Source organism: Staphylococcus succinus (assembly GCF_029024945.1).
In the GTDB taxonomy this organism is placed as follows: domain Bacteria; phylum Bacillota; class Bacilli; order Staphylococcales; family Staphylococcaceae; genus Staphylococcus; species Staphylococcus succinus.
The window spans coordinates 1,410,264-1,429,030 of record NZ_CP118976.1; the positions used below are offsets into that span (position 1 = coordinate 1,410,264).

An 18,767-nucleotide genomic window follows, 5' to 3' on the forward strand; every position below is an offset into this window, starting at 1 on the left:
TTTCAACGTTTTTTACACATAAATCGTTGCAGTAGCAGTAATCGTTGTGTTAAAGTCATAGCATAATGATTATAATATCATTATAAACCCTAGGGGAGGTGAATTCATAATGAACAAGACAGATTTAATCAATGCTGTTGCTGAACAAGCTGACTTAACTAAAAAAGAAGCTGGTTTAGCTGTTGATGCAGTATTCGAATCAATTCAATCATCACTTTCTAAAGGTGAAAAAGTACAATTAATTGGATTCGGTAACTTCGAAGTACGCGAACGCGCTGCACGTAAAGGCCGTAATCCACAAACTGGTAAAGAAATTGATATCCCTGCAAGCAAAGTTCCAGCATTCAAAGCTGGTAAAGCTTTAAAAGACGCAGTAAAATAATTCTTTACTTAAAGTAAAGCCCTTTTATAAGGGGCTTTTTCTTTTTATATTCCTTTTTTAACTACAGAACTTTAATATATTTACATATCCCTTATATTAATATGATATGATTCGGTATAACGATGTACATAACTAACATATTACATATTCAATAATCATAAATTTTTCGAACGAAGCATACATACAACAAATCAAATATAAACTTTTCCCTTTGGAACACATAACATAAATATTTATAACTTTAATCTTCGTTGATTTTAATTTTCTCTATATAATGTTAATATGTATATGGATAATAACGTGAGGTGTGAACATGGAAACGACATTAAGCATATTAGAAAAACAAATAGCACAGCGACTTAGCGGTGTGAATCATTATGAATCAATATATATCAATAGAATTTTAAGTCAGATACTTGATTCATATGATATTCCTGAAGAAGCTAAACTAGCTTGCCTCACAATAGATACTGCAATGCGCCATTTAGACGAAGTCTCTGTGACATTATCGTCTAAAAAGTCCATTTTAATTGGTGACTTGTTGAGTGCGCATTCTTATACATTATTAGCAAAATTAAATGACTTAACATTTCAAAAAAAAATTAGTTCAGCCATAGTTGAAATAAACGAAATTAAATCATCTATTCAAAATGGCAACATAAGCCAAAGTCGAATGGGCGATAGTATTTTAAAATTGGAAAATAGATTTCCAATTGTGACTATTCAACGCTACATACCTGATGCTAATATACAAGAAATAAATCATAAATTAATAGCTAATTTAAAAGAAAATCCCCCTTCTTACTTAAGTGAATATACTGAAACAGAAATACAATCATTTTTAGATGGTATAGCATCTGAAATAATATAAAAAAGAGGTAATTGAAATGGCAGATAATAAAGCAAAGAAAGAACAAGTACATAATGTTTTCCAGAATATATCAGGTAAATATGATCGCCTTAATAATATTATTAGCTTTGAACAACACAAAACATGGAGAAAGCGTGTTATGAAAGAAATGAACGTCAAGCCAGGTAGTAAAGCGTTAGACGTATGCTGTGGCACTGCTGATTGGTCGATCTCACTTAGTAAAGCTGTTGGTCCCAATGGCGAAGTTACTGGCGTTGACTTCAGTGAGAACATGCTAGAAGTGGGTAAAGAAAAGACTAAAGATATGGACAATATAAAACTTGTTCATGGTGACGCAATGAATCTACCCTTTGAAGATAATGAATTCGATTATGTAACTATTGGCTTTGGTTTGAGAAACGTGCCTGATTACCTAGCTACACTCAAAGAATTAAATAGAGTACTTAAGCCAGGAGGCATGGTCGTTTGTTTAGAAACAAGTCAGCCTACAACACCTGTTTTCAAACAATTATACAAACTATACTTTAAATTTGTAATGCCGATTTTTGGCAAGATTTTCGCCAAATCAAAAGATGAATATGAGTGGTTACAACAATCAACGTTTGATTTTCCTGGTAAGGAAAAATTAAAACGACTCTTTACACAAGCAGGTTTCAGTAATATCAAAGTCCGTAGCTTTACAGGTGGCGTTGCAGCAATGCACCTTGGCTATAAATAAAAATGAATCAACCAAAGGTGATTAGCGTGTCAAAGTTAAATATGAATAGCGAAATAAAAAAAATCGAAAAACGATTAGAGCAGGCTATAAAAAGCGAAGATAAAGTGCTTGAAGAAGCTGCCTTTCATTTATTTTCTTCAGGAGGAAAACGCGTTAGACCTGCTGTTGCAATTTTAAGTAGTCAATTTGGTAAAGAAATGAACGAAGATGTATACCGTGTTGCAGTAGCTTTAGAACTCATACACATGGCAACTTTGGTGCATGATGATGTCATTGATAAAAGTGATAAGCGTCGCGGTAGACTTACTATTGCTAAAAAATGGAATCAAAGCACAGCTATACTAACTGGTAATTTCTTACTCGCTTTAGGACTTGAACATATATCAGGCATTGAAGATAATCGTGTTCATACAATTATATCTAATTCAATTATAGATGTGTGCATGGGGGAGTTGTTTCAGTTCCAGGATCAATTCAACGGGCATCAGTCTATCACTAATTACCTACGTAGAATTAATCGGAAAACAGCATTACTGATTCAATTATCTACTGAAGTAGGTGCCATCGCTTCTGGTGCTGATATTAAAACTGTCCATAATCTAAAAATGATTGGTCATTACATTGGTATGAGTTTTCAAATTGTAGATGACATATTAGATTTTACAAGTACAGAAAAGCAATTAGGTAAACCTGTGGGCAGTGATTTGATGAATGGTCATATTACATTACCTGTTTTATTAGAAATGAAAAAAAATAGTGCGTTTAAACAGCAGATACAACAATTAAATCCTAATAGTAGCCCAGAAACGTTTAAATACTGTATTGACACAGTTAGATCATCTGATGTCATTCAACAATGCCTAAGTATTAGTAATAAGTATTTAGATAAAGCTTTAAACCTAATTGATGAGTTAGAAAATGATAGCGCAAAAGTACTATTCAAAAAACTGATTAAAAAAGTTGGCAAAAGAAATGTGTAAGTTGTGTGAAAAGCATTGAAAGCGCTTTAATTACCTGTTAGTATATTAATGTATCTGATAGTTGTTTTATATTGATACATATTTATTGAGTATAACGACATCGTTTAATATTGATACATAAAACAGGGGGATAAACACACAATGGAAAGAACATTTCTAATGATCAAACCGGACGCGGTTCAACGTAATATGGTAGGAGAAATTATTTCTCGTATAGAACAAAAGGGACTAAAATTAGTAGGCGGAAAATTTATGACTGTACCTCAATCGTTAGCCGAGGAGCATTACTCAGAACATAAAGAAAAGCCATTCTACAATAATCTGATTGAATTCATTACATCTGCACCCGTTTTTGCAATGGTGGTTGAAGCTGAAGATGCTGTGAATATTTCACGTCACATCATTGGTAAGACAAACCCATCTGAAGCCACACCTGGAACAATTAGAGGAGACTTAGGCTTAACAGTTGGTAGAAATATCATACATGGTTCTGATTCAGTGGAATCTGCAAATAAAGAAATTAAACTTTGGTTTAAACCTGAAGAGTTAAGTGATTATACAGAATCACGTGAAGCATGGTTATACGAATAAATTAATCATACATAGATTGCATAACAAGCAACTATTTTAATAATAAGTATAAACAAACTGGTTGGATATTAATAATCCATATCAGTTTGTTTTTTTATATGTTAAAATTTCGAAATACTTAAGCATTTATCCGAAGTGTAAAAAACAATGTTACTAGCCGATTGCGTAAATATCACTTATGTGTTTAAATAGTTAATTAAAAAAGTTCTCAACCATATTAAAATCTCTTGTTTATATTATAAATGAAACTACAAATGTTACACTTATAGATAGATAAAATGATAGAATTTTCATAAGATTTATGATTTGTTTATTTTTCTATTAATTTGCTTAAATGAATATGATAAGATATAGAACATATAACAATTTAAAGTACTAAAGAACGGAGTGGGTAAAGTATGAGATATTTAACTTCTGGGGAATCACATGGACCACAGTTAACAGTTATTATTGAAGGTGTACCAGCAAATTTAGAGATTAAAGTAGAAGAAATTAATGAAGAAATGTTTAAACGTCAAGGCGGTTACGGCAGAGGTCGACGTATGCAAATTGAAAAAGATAGTGTAGAGATTGTTTCAGGCGTACGTAATGGTTATACATTAGGAAGTCCAATCACACTTGTTGTCACTAATGATGACTTTACACATTGGAAGAATATTATGGGCGCAAATCCTATTAGTGAAGAAGATCAAGAAAACATGAAACGTGTAATCACTAAACCACGTCCTGGCCATGCTGACTTAATTGGGGGCATGAAATATAATCACAGAGATTTAAGAAATGTGTTAGAGCGTTCATCTGCTAGAGAAACTGCAGCACGTGTTGCAGTAGGGGCAGTATCAAAAATTCTATTAAAACAACTTGATATTAATTTATATAGTAGAGTCGTTGAAATTGGTGGTATTAAAGATGACGTAGAGTACGACATTGAAACTATTAAATCGAACATCGATAAAAATGATGTTCGTGTAATAAATGATGAAGTCGCACAACAAATGCGTGACAAGATAGACGCTGCTAAAAAAGCCGGAGATACTATTGGTGGCGTGGTACAAACTGTAATTGAAGGCGTGCCAGTAGGTATTGGAAGCTATGTCCACTATGATCGTAAACTAGATGGCAGAATCGCCCAAGGCGTTGTGAGCATTAATGCATTTAAAGGTGTAAGTTTCGGTGAAGGATTTAGATCTGCAGAAAAACCTGGTAGTGAAATACAAGATGAAATACTTTATGATGAATCACATGGTTATTACAGAGGATCGAATCACTTAGGTGGATTTGAAGGTGGTATGTCCAATGGTATGCCTATTGTTGTAAATGGTGTAATGAAACCTATCCCAACACTATACAAACCATTAAATTCAGTTGACATTAATACTAAAGAATCATTTAAAGCTTCAATAGAACGCTCTGATAGTTGTGCAGTACCAGCAGCTAGTGTAGTTGTAGAGAATGTAGTGGCATTTGAAATTGCAAAAGCTATTTTAGAAGAGTTCCATTCAAATCATATCGATCAATTAAAAAAACAAATTGATGAACAACGCTTATTAAACATAGAATACTAATTTGTATTTAAAATCAATAAAGTGATTAGGTGAAATGATGAAATTAGAAACTACTTATAAATCAAACAACTATCCAATTGTTGTAGAACATCAAGCGCTAGATCAACTACACAATTATATTGAAGGTTATCAAGATATAGTCTTAGTTGTCGACGCTACCGTAGATATTAATTGGAAAAGCACATTAGAATTTATAACTACAGAATATGGTGCACATAAGCTCGTCATTCCTTCAGGGGAAACAACCAAGTCATTTAGTTTTTATGAAGAAATGATGGAAACATTATTAAGTAAACAATTGACTCGTGATACGTGCCTAATTGCTGTTGGTGGTGGAGCGACTGGAGACTTTACAGGCTTTCTTGCTGCAACACTTTTACGTGGTGTTGATTTTATACAAGTCCCTACAACAATTCTTGCGCATGACTCTAGTGTTGGTGGTAAAGTTGGTATTAATTCTAAACATGGTAAAAATTTAATTGGCGCTTTTTATAGACCTAAAGCTGTCATTTATGATTTGAACTTTTTAGACACTTTACCATACTCTGAAGTTTTAAGCGGTTATGCTGAAGTATATAAACATGCCTTATTAAGTAGTGCAGAAGCAGTGCGAAATATAGAAACACAATTTCCAAATGCCACTGCTTTAGCATCACTAAATGAAATAGAATATTATATATTTAAAGGTATCGAAACTAAACTTAATATTATTATCAAGGATGAAAAAGAGACTAATGTACGTAAATTCTTAAATCTAGGGCATACATTCGGCCATGCTGTAGAATATACGTTTAAAATTCCACATGGCCACGCAGTAATGATTGGTATGATTTACCAATTCATTGTAGCTAATCAGCAACTCAATCAAGATTTTGACATTGCGCACTACATCGATTATTTAAGTGCTTTAAATTATCCTTTAGACATTATAAATACTTTCGACTTCGAAACGCTTTATCATTTAATGCTCAAAGATAAGAAAAATGATCAACAAGGTGTACAAATGGTGTTATTAGATGGCATTGGTCATCCTGTAGTAAAACATGTAGATAAAGAGGCACTTCTACAAGCATACACAACATTACTAACATATTTTAAAAAGTAGGTGGCTTAAATGGTAAATAGTAAAACGATTGATATAAATGGTCCATTAATAGGTGAGTTAGAAGTTCCAGGTGATAAGTCTATGACACATCGAGCAATCATACTTGGTTCTTTAGCTACTGGTACTTCCACGATATACAAACCGCTTCTTGGAGAAGATTGTTTACGCACTGTAGAAATATTCAAACTGTTAGGTGTAGACATCTCAGTTAATGAAGATAAAATTGTTATAACTTCACCTGGTTATAAACAATTTAATACACCTCATCAAGTGTTGTATACCGGTAATTCAGGTACTACAACACGATTAGTGGCTGGCTTATTATGTGGTCTTGGGATAGAGACCGTCTTATCTGGTGATGAATCCATTGGTAAAAGACCCATGGACAGAATTATGAAGCCATTGAGGCTCATGCAAGCGAATATTAATGGCATTAACGATAATTTCACACCATTAATCATTAAACCAGCTAAGATAAAAGGCATCTCATATGAAATGGAAGTTGCCAGTGCACAGGTTAAAAGTGCAATTTTATTTGCAAGCTTGTTTGCTGGAGAAACTACAACAATTAAAGAAAAAGATACAACAAGAAATCATACCGAAACAATGTTCAAACACTTTAATATTCCTATAAAAACAGAGGCATCTACAATTTCAATGCCAGCTAACGGTATTGAACATATACAACCTGCTGATTTTCATGTTCCAGGAGACATCTCTTCTGCTGCTTATTTCATAGTAGCTGGCTTGATTACACCAGGCAGTGATATTACAATTCACAATGTTGGCGTTAATACGACTCGTTCAGGTATTATTGATATCGTGACACAAATGGAAGGGAATATTACGTTATTTAATCAAACTGATGGTCCGGAACCTACAGCGTCTATTCGTGTACAATACTCACCGAATATGAAGGCTACTCATATCGATGGTGACTTAGTACCGAGAGCAATTGATGAAATTCCAATCATTGCACTTTTATGTACTCAAGCCAATGCTACGAGTATTATTAAAGATGCTGAAGAATTGAAAGTTAAAGAAACAAATCGTATCGACACAACTGCGAATATGTTAAATTTATTAGGTTTTACATTACAGCCTACCAATGACGGTATGGTTATACATCCATCTGCCTTAGAACAAACTGCAACAGTGGATAGCTTTACTGATCACCGTATTGGAATGATGCTAGCCATAACGTCCTTATTAACCGATGAGACTTTAACAATTAATCAATTTGATGCAGTTAACGTTTCCTTCCCAGGTTTCTTACCTAAGCTAAAACAATTAGAAAATGAGGGATAAAAAGTATGGAAGATATCTACAAACTTATAGATGATATCAACTTGCAAAAATTAGATAACTTAGATTCACGTGTAAATGAAGCGTTGAGTTCACCAAACGATGATGCGCTTTTTGTACTTGGTGAAACGTTATATAATTATGGTTTAATGCCTCAAGGACTTGAAGTGTTCCGTACGTTATACCATAAATATCCTGATGAAAGTGAATTATTAATTTATTTCATCGAAGGTTTAATGTCTGAAAATCAAACTGATGAGGCTTTAGAATATTTAAACGAAGTAGAATTATCGACAGAACGTTTAATGTTAGAAGCGGATTTATATCAACAATTAAATATGTTAGAAGTTGCAATTGATAAATTAAGTGAAGCAATAGAAATCGAACCTAACGATCCGATCATTCATTTTGCTTTAGCAGAAATACTTTATTATGATGGACAATATTTACGAGCTACTTCTGAATATGAAACAGTGCTTGAAACAGGTGAATATGAAGTAAATGGTATTAATCTCTTTTCACGCTTAGCGGATTGTAGTTTGCAGAGTGGTAACTACAGTGATGCAATTAAAATGTTTGATGAGATTAATGAAGACGAGATGGATTCAGAAGATTACTTGAAAAAAGCTATCGCTTATGAAAAAAATGAATTAACTTTAGAAGCCATTAAGCTTATCCAATCATTATTATCCAAAGATCCAGATTTCTTACAAGGTTACTTCTATTTACAGCAACTCTATGAAAATGAACATAATCATGCTGATGCTATAGAGATTGGTAAAGAAGGTTTAAGATTAAGTCAATTCTATAAAGAATTAATGGTATCTACCGGTAGTATAGAAATCGAGCATGGTGATGCTAATGAAGGCGTACAATTATTAATTCAAGCGTTAGAAGTTGATAATGCATACCAAGAACCATTACTCATTTTAAGTGATTTATATAGACAAGAAGAAGATTATGAAGCATTAATAGGATTGTTACAATATGTCGATGAAGAAGACTTAGACCCAGTCTTCATGTGGCATTTAGCTTATGCATTAGGTCATGAAGAACGTGATAAAGAAGCACAACACTTCTATGAATTAGCTTTTCCAACGCTACAAACACAATCTGCCTTTTTAAGTGACTACTATTTCTACCTTATTGAAATCGGTCAGATTGATCAAGGGAAAGTGATTTTAAACAACTTGCTTGAGATTGAACCAAGTAATGAAACATGGCATGATGAATCTGAAAGGTTACAATCTTTCTAAATAAGGAAGGCGAATAGATTGACTGATACATTGCAATTACAACAAACTAAAGTAACATTTATTGAATATATACTTTTTCATTATGACTTCAAGTCGCGGATTAGTGTGTGGATATTAAATTATATTAAAAGCTCATTAGATGCTTTACAACAAATACACTTTGTTGACGAAGTCATTTCAAGCCACAACACATTAGAAATTGCTGTAATTGATACCGATAAACAAGGGATCAAGCTCACACTTAAAGATAAGCAACTTATAAATACTGATGAGATTTTCAATTTTGTTGTAAGTCAATCTGTACCTTTCGATATTAAGATATATTTTAATGAAAATCAGCATAGAGAGTCTAGGCTTGATGAGTTATTATTAGCACAATTATTAAACTCTCCTTATTATGCAATGTATATGCAAGATATTTATAGTATACCGTTAACAAAGCAAAGTGAATCTTCTATTATTAAGCACTTACAAGAGAATATTGATTTAAGTTTACAATTACATGATAAAGAATTATTTTATCAATTATCTCAAATCCTTAATACTTTTAAATTAAGAGATGTAAATATAACGACAAAGGATTGACACTATGAACCTAACATCGCTATGGCATATGATTATTTATCACAAAATCATTATTTATTTTCTGCTTATTTGTAATATATTAGGGACTATTTATGGCTATATTTGGTATGGTACACAATTAAAAGTCACAAGTTGGCAATTTATACCATTTGTTCCAGATAGCCCAACAGCATCACTATTCTTATGTATTGCAATAGTAGGCTTCATTATTGGCAAAAACTTCTCAATAATAGAAGCACTTGCCTTTGTATCACTCATAAAGTATGGTATTTGGGCAGTTATTATGAATATCGTGATGTTTATTCAATATGATTCAGTAACAATGATTGGATGTATGCTTATTTTATCTCATGGTATAATGGCATTGGAAGGATTCTTGTTTTATCCACGATTTAAAATAACAGGGCCTGCCTTTATAGTTGCTATGATTTGGGTTTTCCACAACGACATGATTGACTATGTATTTATGCAATATCCATTTTACGATTTTATTGGTAGTCATTTGGAAAGTGTAGCTTATCTTGCATTTGTATTAAGTGTCATTCCATTAGTATTATATTTATATTTAACTCGATTTAAAAAGTCTAAAATATTTGACCATCATTAACGTTCACAGTAAAATGTTAATAAAGGAGTGAGGATTTTTGTCTTTTATCTATATGATAGTATACTTTGTTATTCTAATGGTACTCCCTCTATGGGCACAGCACAAAGTGAAATCTAATTATGAAAAATATTCACAAGTAAGATCAACAAGTGGTAAGACAGGGCAAGAAGTTGCCCTAGAAATATTACATGCAAACGGTATTTATGATGTCGATGTCATCGAAGGGAAAGGTTTTCTAACTGATCATTATGATCCTAGAAAAAAAGTACTTGTACTATCACCGGCTAACTTTAGTAGACCATCAGTTGCTGGTACTGCGATTGCAGCTCACGAAGTGGGACATGCAATACAACATGCACAAGGATATTTCTTCTTAAGATTTAGAACGTCATTAGTACCACTCGCTAACATAGGTAGCTCTATTGGTTACTTAGCAGTGTTTGCTGGTATTATTTTAACAAGTTTACAAAGCACATTAGGTTCTACAGCACTTTGGATAGGTATTGCGTTTATGTCCTTTGCCGTATTGTTCTCGATTGTTACACTACCCGTAGAATTTAACGCAAGTAGTAGAGCAATGAAACAAATTCAAAGTTTAGACATTGTGAACGAAAATGAATATCGCCATGCTAAAAAAGTACTTACAGCTGCAGCAATGACTTATGTTGCTTCAACAGCAGTCGCTTTAGCAGAACTTGCACGCTTTATTCTTATTGCTAGATCAAGTGAATAATGTCTTAACATCCTATTGTTTATAACAATAGGATGTTTTTTTATGTATTGAAATGTTAGATTTTATTTCTTACAAATCATCATGCACTTTGCGATAATCTATATACATTCATTTTCTATTTTTAGAATAATCCTACAACTAAAATCAATCATTAATATACTAACAAACGCCTATAGTGTTTAACTGTTGCAGGAATAATGCATGAAGCCTAAAATTAAGCTATACTATATAAGATATTGTTAGAATGTGAGGCGTATAAATATGAAATCAATGAATGATATGCAAAAAGAAGTTGATGACTATATTGGTCAATTTAAAACAGGTTATTTCTCTCCATTAGCCAACCTTGCAAGACTCACTGAAGAAGTAGGGGAACTATCTAGAGAAATCAATCATTATTATGGTGAAAAAAAGAAAAAAACATCAGAAGCTGAAAATACAATTAAAGCTGAATTGGGTGATAATTTATTCGTTTTATTATGTATTGCCAATTCCTTAGATATAGACATGACTGATAGTTTTAATGAAACTATGAATAAATTTAATACACGTGATAAAAATCGTTTTGAACGAAAATAATTAAAAGATAGAGAAAGGGTGTTCCACCTTATGAAAATCGGAATTACTTGTTACCCTTCCATGGGTGGTTCTGGAATTATTGCTACTGAGTTAGGAATCAAACTCGCTGAACGGGGCCATGATATCCATTTTATAACATCTAATATTCCTTTTAGGATACGTAAACCATTACCTAATATTACTTTCCATCAAGTTGAAGTAAATCAATATGCTGTCTTTCAATACCCACCATATGATATTACATTAAGTACAAAAATCGCTGAAGTTATTAACGAATACGATATAGACATATTACATATGCACTATGCAGTACCTCATGCGGTTTGTGGAATTTTAGCAAAACATATGTCCGGTAATGAGAACATTAAGATTATGACCACTTTACACGGTACAGACATCACTGTATTAGGTTATGACCATTCATTAAAAAATGCGATTAAATTTGGTATCGAAGAAAGTGATATAGTGACTAGTGTCAGTAAATCTTTAGCACAACAAACCAATGATATTATAGAAACAGACAAAGAGATCATTCCTATTTATAATTTTGTCAGAGAGAATGAATTTCCAACAAAATCAGACCAACCAACGACTCAAAGTGAGGAATTAAAAGCGTGTTATGGTATCAAACCGGAAGAAAAAGTATTAATCCATGTATCTAACTTTAGAACAGTGAAACGTATTGATACCATACTCGATACATTTGCAAAGGTTCACAAAACATTGCCTTCTAAATTATTGTTATTAGGTGATGGGCCTGAACTCATGGATATGAAAGAAAAAGCGCGTGAACTCTCAGTTGAAGATTCCATATTATTCCTAGGTAAACAAGATTGGGTGAGCGAATTTTATCAAATTTCAGATTTAGTATTATTATTAAGTGAAAAAGAAAGTTTTGGGCTGACCTTGCTTGAGGCTATGAAGTCTGGCGTGGTACCTATTGGTTCAACAGCCGGTGGGATTAAAGAGGTCATTAAACATGAAGAAACTGGTTTTATTGTGGACATCGGTGATAGTGATGCTGCATATGAATATGCCATAAAATTATTAACTGATAATGATTTATATAAAACGATGCAATCGCGTATGTTAGAGGACGTGGCAGCACGTTTTTCATCAGACTTAATCGCTGACCAATATGAGTATTATTACAAAAAAATGTTAGAGGGTAACAATGACTAAATCATTATTCGAAATAGCCAAACCAATTTTAAAACAACTGCAAGCACATCAATTTGAAGCTTTTTTTGTAGGCGGTTCAGTGAGAGACTATATTATGGATAAAGAAATACATGATATTGATATTACAACCAGTGCAACCCCAGATGAAATTGAATCAATCTTTGATAAAACCATTCCCATCGGTAGGGACCATGGCACGATTAATGTCGTCTACAACAATGATCAATACGAGGTAACTACTTTTAGAGCTGAAGGTGAATATGACGATCACCGTAGACCAAATGAAGTGTTTTTTGTAAGAGATTTATACGAAGACGTTAAACGAAGAGACTTTACAATGAATGCAATCGCAATGGATATTGATTATCAGATACATGATTATTTTGAAGGCCAAAAAGATATACAAAATCGCATCATTAGAACAGTGGGTAAAGCAGATGAACGTTTTAATGAAGATGCATTACGTATAATTAGAGGATTACGTTTTCAATCTCAATTTGGATTCTCTTTGGAAAAAGAGACCTATGAAGGTATGTATGCACACATCGCCGATATCGCGCATCTATCCATTGAACGTATTATCGTAGAACTTAAAAAATTAACATTAGGTCGTTATGTTGCCCAAAGCTTTTCTAATTTGAAGGATTTTGAAGCATTTAAGTACATTCCTTTCTTTAAAGAATATGATATCTCGCGATTTATGCTAGAAATGCCTCTGCCTTTCGAAATGTTTGTTGCTTTATTAAAAGTACAACAACCAGCCATTGATGGAAAACTAGCGGCATTGAAAATAAGTAATAATGACAAAAGGCGTATTCACAGGCTAGAACAATTAGTACGTTATATGCCACAAGTTCATGATAAAGATGCATTGAAATTATTTGTTTACGATTATGGGAAAGAAGATATACTACAAGTGTTAACCTATTTAGATGTAATCAATCATAATGACATTGTTACTATTTCTCCATTAATAATAAATACAATAACTATTAATGAAGTAGTTCAGCAATTACCTATCATTTCTAGAAAAGAGTTAAATATTAATGGGAAAGATTTGATACAAACGATGGATGTACCTAGTGGCGCATGGGTAAAAATAGCATTACGCCAAATTGAATGTGCCGTCATAGCTGGTGACGTCAAAAACATTAAAGAAGATTTAATAGAGTGGGTGAAAAGGCATGTCAAAATATAGTAAAGATGTTATCCAAATGTTATATCAATATCAACCTGAATATATTTCAGGTCAATTCATCGCTGAACAATTGTCTATTTCACGTACAGCTGTAAAAAAAGTTATTGATCAATTGAAAATAGAAGGATGCAAAGTTGAATCGATTAATCACAAAGGGCATCGGTTAATTCAACTACCAGAAAAATGGTATAGTGGCATTGTGCTACCGATGATTAAAGAACAAAACGTCTTCGAACACGTTGAGGTATTAGAAACCACTGAATCCACACAATTACTTGCTAAACAAAAATTAGTTGGGAATAATGATACATTTTTAATATTAAGCGATGAACAAACAAAAGGTAAAGGCCGTTTTAACAGACCTTGGTCTTCATCTAAAGGCAAAGGCTTATGGATGTCTATTGTACTAAGACCTAACGTTGCCTTCGATATGATAACTAAGTTTAATTTATTTATGGCTTTAGGAATAAGAGATGCTATACAACAGTTTAGTAATGAACAGGTGGAAGTTAAATGGCCAAATGATATCTATATTAAAGGCCAGAAAGTATGTGGCTTTTTAACAGAAATGGTAGCAAACAGTGATGGCATTGAAGCGGTAATTTGCGGTATTGGTATCAATATGAATCACTTGCCTGAAGATTTCTCTGAAGATTTATCCCAAAAGGCTACAAGTGTTCGCATACATGCAAGTGAAAAAGTAAATCGTTATTATTTTTTACAGGCTTTGGTTAATCACATAGAGCAGCGTTATACACAATTTCTCAATACACCTTTTTCATCTATACGTGAAGAATATATTGCTGCCTCAAATATTTGGAATAAACAATTAAGATTCACTGAAAATGGCAAACAATTCTTTGGTGAAGCGCTAGACATTGATAACAGTGGCTTTTTGATTGTTATAGATGAAAATAAAGAACAACATTGTTTAATCAGCGCAGATATTGAATTGTAAAACCACGGAAAGGAGGAATAGACATGACGCAACCTTGTTATGCTGTTGTGGATTTAGAAACAACGGGTAATCAACTAGAATATGATGAAATTATTCAAATCGGTATTACATTTGTTCGTGAAAATAAAATCATTGGTACATACCATTCAATGATTAAAACAGATTTAGAAATTCCTCCTTTTATACAGGCGTTAACTTCAATAGAAGAAGAAATGCTAAATCAAGCACCATATTTTCATGAAATTGCCGATGACATATATAAACAAATAGAAGGTTGTATATTTGTCGCACATAATGTCGCATTTGATTTAAATTTCATCAAAATGTCTTTTAAAAATTGTAATATTAAATATCGCCCTAAAAAAGTTATGGATACTTTAGAGTTATTTAAAGTAGCCTTTCCTACAGATAAAAGTTACCAATTAAGTGAGTTAGCTGAAGCGCATGGGATTATATTGAATAATGCTCATCGTGCGGATGAAGATGCTGCAACTACAGCTCAATTAATGATACTCGCTTTTAATAAATTTGAAGCATTACCATTAGACACTTTAAAGCAATTATATTATTTAAGTAAAAATTTAAAGTATGACTTACATGATATATTGTTTGAAATGGTCCGTAATCATGACGATAAAATACTAGATGATGCTTATGATCAATTTGAACAAATCATTTATAAAAAGCAAATAGATTTCAAAGCACCAACGGTAAATTTTAATGGTACTTTGAAAGAATTATATACCTTAGTGACTAAAGAATTAAATCTGACGTATCGTCCTCAACAATTGTATTTATCAGAGATTATTCTCGAACAATTAATGCACAGTGAAAAGGCGATGATTGAAGCACCGTTAGGAAGCGGAAAATCAATTGCTTATCTACTTGCATCACTTATGTACAATATTGAAACAGGTAAGCATGTAATGATTTCTACAAACACTAAATTGTTACAAAACCAATTATTGGAAAAAGATATACCTGCACTTAAAAAAGCATTGAACTTTAAAATTAATGCTACTTTAATAAAAAGTAAACGCGATTATATTTCCTTAGGTCTTATTAGTCAAATTTTAAAAGATGAATCAAATAATTACGAAGTCACTATTTTGAAAATGCAATTATTAATTTGGATTACTGAAACTGAGACAGGAGACATACAAGAGTTAGATCTTAAAGGCGGACAACAAATGTACTTTGATCAAAAACTTGAAACTTATGTACCAGTACGCAATGATATCCATTATTTCAATTTTATTAAACGTAACGCTCAAAATATTCAAATTGGTATTACAAATCATGCACACTTAATCCATGCAGCACATGACAATTCAATTTATCAATTGTTTGATGATTGCATCATTGATGAAGCACATCGTTTACCTGACTATGCTTTAAACCAAGTTACAAATGAACTAAGCTACTCAGACATTAAATATCAGCTTGGGCTCATAGGTAAGACTGAAAATGATAAATTACTAAAGGCTATCGATCATTTAGAACAGCAAAGAATTTTAGAAAAGCTAGACATCCCACCTATAGATGTTTTTGGGTTAAAAACAACAGTAAATGAAATACATGATTTAAATGAACAGTTGTTTAAAACGATGTTTGATTTAATACAAACTGCCGATATTCACGATGATGAAGTACATAAACTGCATTTTGTATATCATTTTGACGCAACTCCAATTTTAAATGACTTACATGCAATTACACATAAACTAAATATGGCTTTAGAGTTTTTCAATGGAATGAGTCATAAAACAATTAAGTCTGTACGTAAACAAATGCTATACATTAATGATCGATTCAAAGCAATGGAACAAAGTTTAAAAAATAATCATACAAGTTATTTATCAATTAAAAATTTAAGCCAGAAGTCAACAATTAGACTAAATGTGAAAGATTATAACGTTAAAGAAATACTAACTAAGCAAGTGTTAGATAAATTTAAATCACTCACTTTTATTTCAGGCACATTAACTTTCAACCATTCTTTTGATCATTTTAAACAATGGTTTAATAAAGATGTAGCATTTAACACATATGAGATTGATACTACAGTGATGTCGCCTAATCAGACCACTGTATTCGTCCCTAATGATGTCTCATCATACAATTATAAAAATATTGAAGATTATGTGAGTTCAATTGTTAATTATGTTATAGAATACGTAAATATTGTGGAATCCAAATGTTTAATATTATTTACAAGTTATAAAATGATGCACATGGTGCAAGAATTATTAAATGAACTACCGGAATTTGAGGATTATGTAATTCTCACTCAACAACAAAATCAAAATTATAAGATTGTGCAGCAATTTAATAGCTTTGATAAGTCGATTTTACTGGGCACAGGTACATTCTTTGAAGGATTTGATTTCCAATCCAATGGAATCAAGTGCGTAATGATAGCTAAATTACCATTCATGAATCAGAACAATACAAAGTATTGGCTGATGGAATCTGAGTTCACTTCCACATTCAAAGAATATGTACTACCGGATGCAGTAACAAGATTCAGACAAGGCCTCGGTAGATTAATACGTAATGAGCACGATAAAGGTATTATTGTATCATTTGATGATCGATTAATACGTAGTAATTACAAACAATTTTTCGAACAGTCATTAGAGAGTTATCGCCAAAAGAAAGGCGACGTCAAACAATTTTCTAGTATACTTAAAAAATTAAAAAAAGATGAAGCGAACAATCGTAAAAGTTAACACATGCAACTAGAACTTATACATGCATTTTGTTAAAATATATAAGGATTAAAAAAGAAGATAACAATATAATAGGAGACTTTTTATGAAGACAACGATTAAAGAAGCGAAGCAATACCTTAACCAAGAAGTCACAATTGGTGCGTGGTTAACAAATAAACGTTCAAGTGGTAAAATAGCATTTTTACAATTGCGAGATGGCACTGGCTTTATGCAAGGTGTTGTAGCGAAAGCAGAAGTAGAGGAAGAAATATTCCAACTTGCAAAAGAAATCACGCAAGAATCTTCAATCTATATCACAGGTACTATTACAGAAGATAATCGCTCTGATATAGGTTACGAAATGCAAGTGAAATCGATTGAAGTGATATCGGATGCACATGATTATCCAATTACACCTAAAAATCATGGTACTGAGTTTTTAATGGATCATCGTCATTTATGGTTACGTTCTAAAAAACAACATGCTGTAATGAAGATCAGAAATGAAATTATCCGTGCTACATATGAATTCTTTAATGATAATGGCTTCACTAAGATTGATCCGCCAATATTAACAGCAAGCGCACCTGAAGGTACAAGTGAATTGTTCTATACGAAGTACTTTGATCAAGATGCCTTCTTATCACAAAGTGGACAACTCTATATGGAAGCAGCAGCAATGGCTCACGGCAGAGTATTTTCATTCGGTCCTACTTTCCGAGCTGAAAAATCTAAAACACGCCGTCATTTAATAGAATTTTGGATGATTGAACCAGAAATGGCTTTTTGTGATCACATTCAAAGTTTAGAGGTACAAGAACAATATGTTACACACGTTGTAAAATCTGTACTAGACAATTGTAAACTTGAACTTAACGCTTTAGAACGTGATACATCTAAACTTGAAAAAGTTATAACTCCATTCCCACGTATCACTTATGATGATGCAGTTGAATTCTTAAAAGAACAGGGATTTGATGATATTGAATGGGGCGAAGATTTCGGTTCACCACATGAGACTGCTATTGCAAATCATTATGATTTACCAGTTTTCATTACTAACTATCCAACTAAAATCAAGCCTTTCTATATGCAACCAAATCCTGAAAACGAAGATACAGTTCTTTGTGCCGATTTAATCGCACCAGAAGGATATGGTGAAATTATAGGTGGTTCTGAACGTATTAATGATTTAGCATTATTAGAACAACGTATAAATGAATTTGAATTAGACCCTGAAAGTTACAGTTACTATTTAGATTTACGTCGCTATGGAAGTGTCCCACATAGTGGTTTTGGCTTAGGTTTAGAGCGAACAGTTGCTTGGCTATCTGGCGTAGAGCATGTACGCGAAACAGCACCATTCCCACGTTTACTTAATCGTTTATACCCATAGTATTTTTAATGAATTTTACTAAAACGTCCAGTCCACACATTA

Annotated in this window: 18 protein-coding genes; all 18 read left to right on the forward strand. The window is 32.5% G+C overall.

From position 1 onward, the window contains the following. Nucleotides 1-109 precede the first annotated feature (109 nt). The 18 genes from PYW31_RS06930 to asnS all read left to right on the forward strand — a co-directional run bounded on the left by PYW31_RS06930 (nt 110) and on the right by asnS (nt 18,725). Nucleotides 110-382, forward strand: a complete 273-nt coding sequence (locus tag PYW31_RS06930) for an HU family DNA-binding protein (protein ID WP_002483248.1) — start codon at nt 110-112, stop codon at nt 380-382. Nucleotides 383-695: 313 nt separating this feature from the next. After that, entirely contained in the window at nt 696-1,253 is a 558-nt protein-coding gene (locus tag PYW31_RS06935; RefSeq protein ID WP_046836482.1) for a hypothetical protein, read from the forward strand. A 16-nt stretch (nt 1,254-1,269) separates the two neighbouring features. After that, complete coding sequence (locus PYW31_RS06940; RefSeq protein WP_046836481.1) at nt 1,270-1,971, forward strand: demethylmenaquinone methyltransferase; 702 nt, start codon at nt 1,270-1,272, stop codon at nt 1,969-1,971. A 26-nt stretch (nt 1,972-1,997) separates the two neighbouring features. Continuing rightward, nucleotides 1,998-2,951 carry a polyprenyl synthetase family protein gene (locus PYW31_RS06945; RefSeq protein WP_169746233.1) on the forward strand — a complete coding sequence of 318 codons (954 nt, stop codon included), beginning with the start codon at nt 1,998-2,000 and terminating at the stop codon, nt 2,949-2,951. Nucleotides 2,952-3,092: 141 nt separating this feature from the next. Then, nucleotides 3,093-3,542 carry a nucleoside-diphosphate kinase gene (ndk, locus tag PYW31_RS06950; RefSeq protein WP_046836479.1) on the forward strand — a complete coding sequence of 150 codons (450 nt, stop codon included), beginning with the start codon at nt 3,093-3,095 and terminating at the stop codon, nt 3,540-3,542. Nucleotides 3,543-3,940: 398 nt separating this feature from the next. Next, complete coding sequence (gene aroC, locus PYW31_RS06955; RefSeq protein WP_063410262.1) at nt 3,941-5,107, forward strand: chorismate synthase; 1,167 nt, start codon at nt 3,941-3,943, stop codon at nt 5,105-5,107. A gap of 37 nt (nt 5,108-5,144) precedes the next feature. Next, the gene (aroB, locus tag PYW31_RS06960; RefSeq protein WP_046837382.1) at nt 5,145-6,212 is read left to right on the forward strand and encodes a 3-dehydroquinate synthase; all 1,068 of its coding nucleotides are present in this window, start codon (nt 5,145-5,147) and stop codon (nt 6,210-6,212) included. Between the two features lie 9 nt (nt 6,213-6,221). Further along, nucleotides 6,222-7,520: a 3-phosphoshikimate 1-carboxyvinyltransferase gene (gene aroA / locus PYW31_RS06965; protein WP_046837383.1), complete on the forward strand. Its 1,299-nt coding sequence runs from the start codon at nt 6,222-6,224 to the stop codon at nt 7,518-7,520. 5 nt (nt 7,521-7,525) lie between these two features. Beyond that, a complete protein-coding gene (locus tag PYW31_RS06970; protein ID WP_046837384.1) occupies nt 7,526-8,773 on the forward strand; it encodes a tetratricopeptide repeat protein in 1,248 nt (415 codons plus the stop codon). 18 nt (nt 8,774-8,791) lie between these two features. Beyond that, on the forward strand, nt 8,792-9,358 hold the full coding sequence (locus PYW31_RS06975; RefSeq protein WP_046837385.1) for a YpiB family protein: 567 nt from the start codon (nt 8,792-8,794) through the stop codon (nt 9,356-9,358). A 4-nt stretch (nt 9,359-9,362) separates the two neighbouring features. Next, on the forward strand, nt 9,363-9,965 hold the full coding sequence (locus PYW31_RS06980) for a DUF1405 domain-containing protein (RefSeq protein WP_046837386.1): 603 nt from the start codon (nt 9,363-9,365) through the stop codon (nt 9,963-9,965). A 37-nt stretch (nt 9,966-10,002) separates the two neighbouring features. Beyond that, complete coding sequence (locus PYW31_RS06985; protein ID WP_046837387.1) at nt 10,003-10,698, forward strand: zinc metallopeptidase; 696 nt, start codon at nt 10,003-10,005, stop codon at nt 10,696-10,698. A gap of 261 nt (nt 10,699-10,959) precedes the next feature. Continuing rightward, on the forward strand, nt 10,960-11,277 hold the full coding sequence (locus PYW31_RS06990) for a nucleotide pyrophosphohydrolase (protein WP_046837388.1): 318 nt from the start codon (nt 10,960-10,962) through the stop codon (nt 11,275-11,277). 30 nt (nt 11,278-11,307) lie between these two features. Beyond that, a complete protein-coding gene (gene bshA, locus PYW31_RS06995; protein WP_046837389.1) occupies nt 11,308-12,459 on the forward strand; it encodes an N-acetyl-alpha-D-glucosaminyl L-malate synthase BshA in 1,152 nt (383 codons plus the stop codon). Then, nucleotides 12,452-13,657 (forward strand): CCA tRNA nucleotidyltransferase, encoded by a 1,206-nt coding sequence (locus PYW31_RS07000; protein ID WP_046837390.1) that lies wholly within the window; start codon nt 12,452-12,454, stop codon nt 13,655-13,657. The genes bshA and PYW31_RS07000 overlap by 8 nt, the downstream gene beginning before the upstream one ends. Then, nucleotides 13,644-14,615, forward strand: coding sequence for a biotin--[acetyl-CoA-carboxylase] ligase (locus PYW31_RS07005; RefSeq protein ID WP_046837391.1), 972 nt, complete (start codon nt 13,644-13,646; stop codon nt 14,613-14,615). Before PYW31_RS07000 ends, PYW31_RS07005 begins: the two co-directional genes overlap by 14 nt. A gap of 23 nt (nt 14,616-14,638) precedes the next feature. Continuing rightward, a complete protein-coding gene (locus PYW31_RS07010; protein ID WP_046837392.1) occupies nt 14,639-17,347 on the forward strand; it encodes a helicase C-terminal domain-containing protein in 2,709 nt (902 codons plus the stop codon). A gap of 85 nt (nt 17,348-17,432) precedes the next feature. After that, nucleotides 17,433-18,725 carry an asparagine--tRNA ligase gene (asnS, locus tag PYW31_RS07015; RefSeq protein WP_046837393.1) on the forward strand — a complete coding sequence of 431 codons (1,293 nt, stop codon included), beginning with the start codon at nt 17,433-17,435 and terminating at the stop codon, nt 18,723-18,725. Nucleotides 18,726-18,767: the final 42 nt, after the last annotated feature.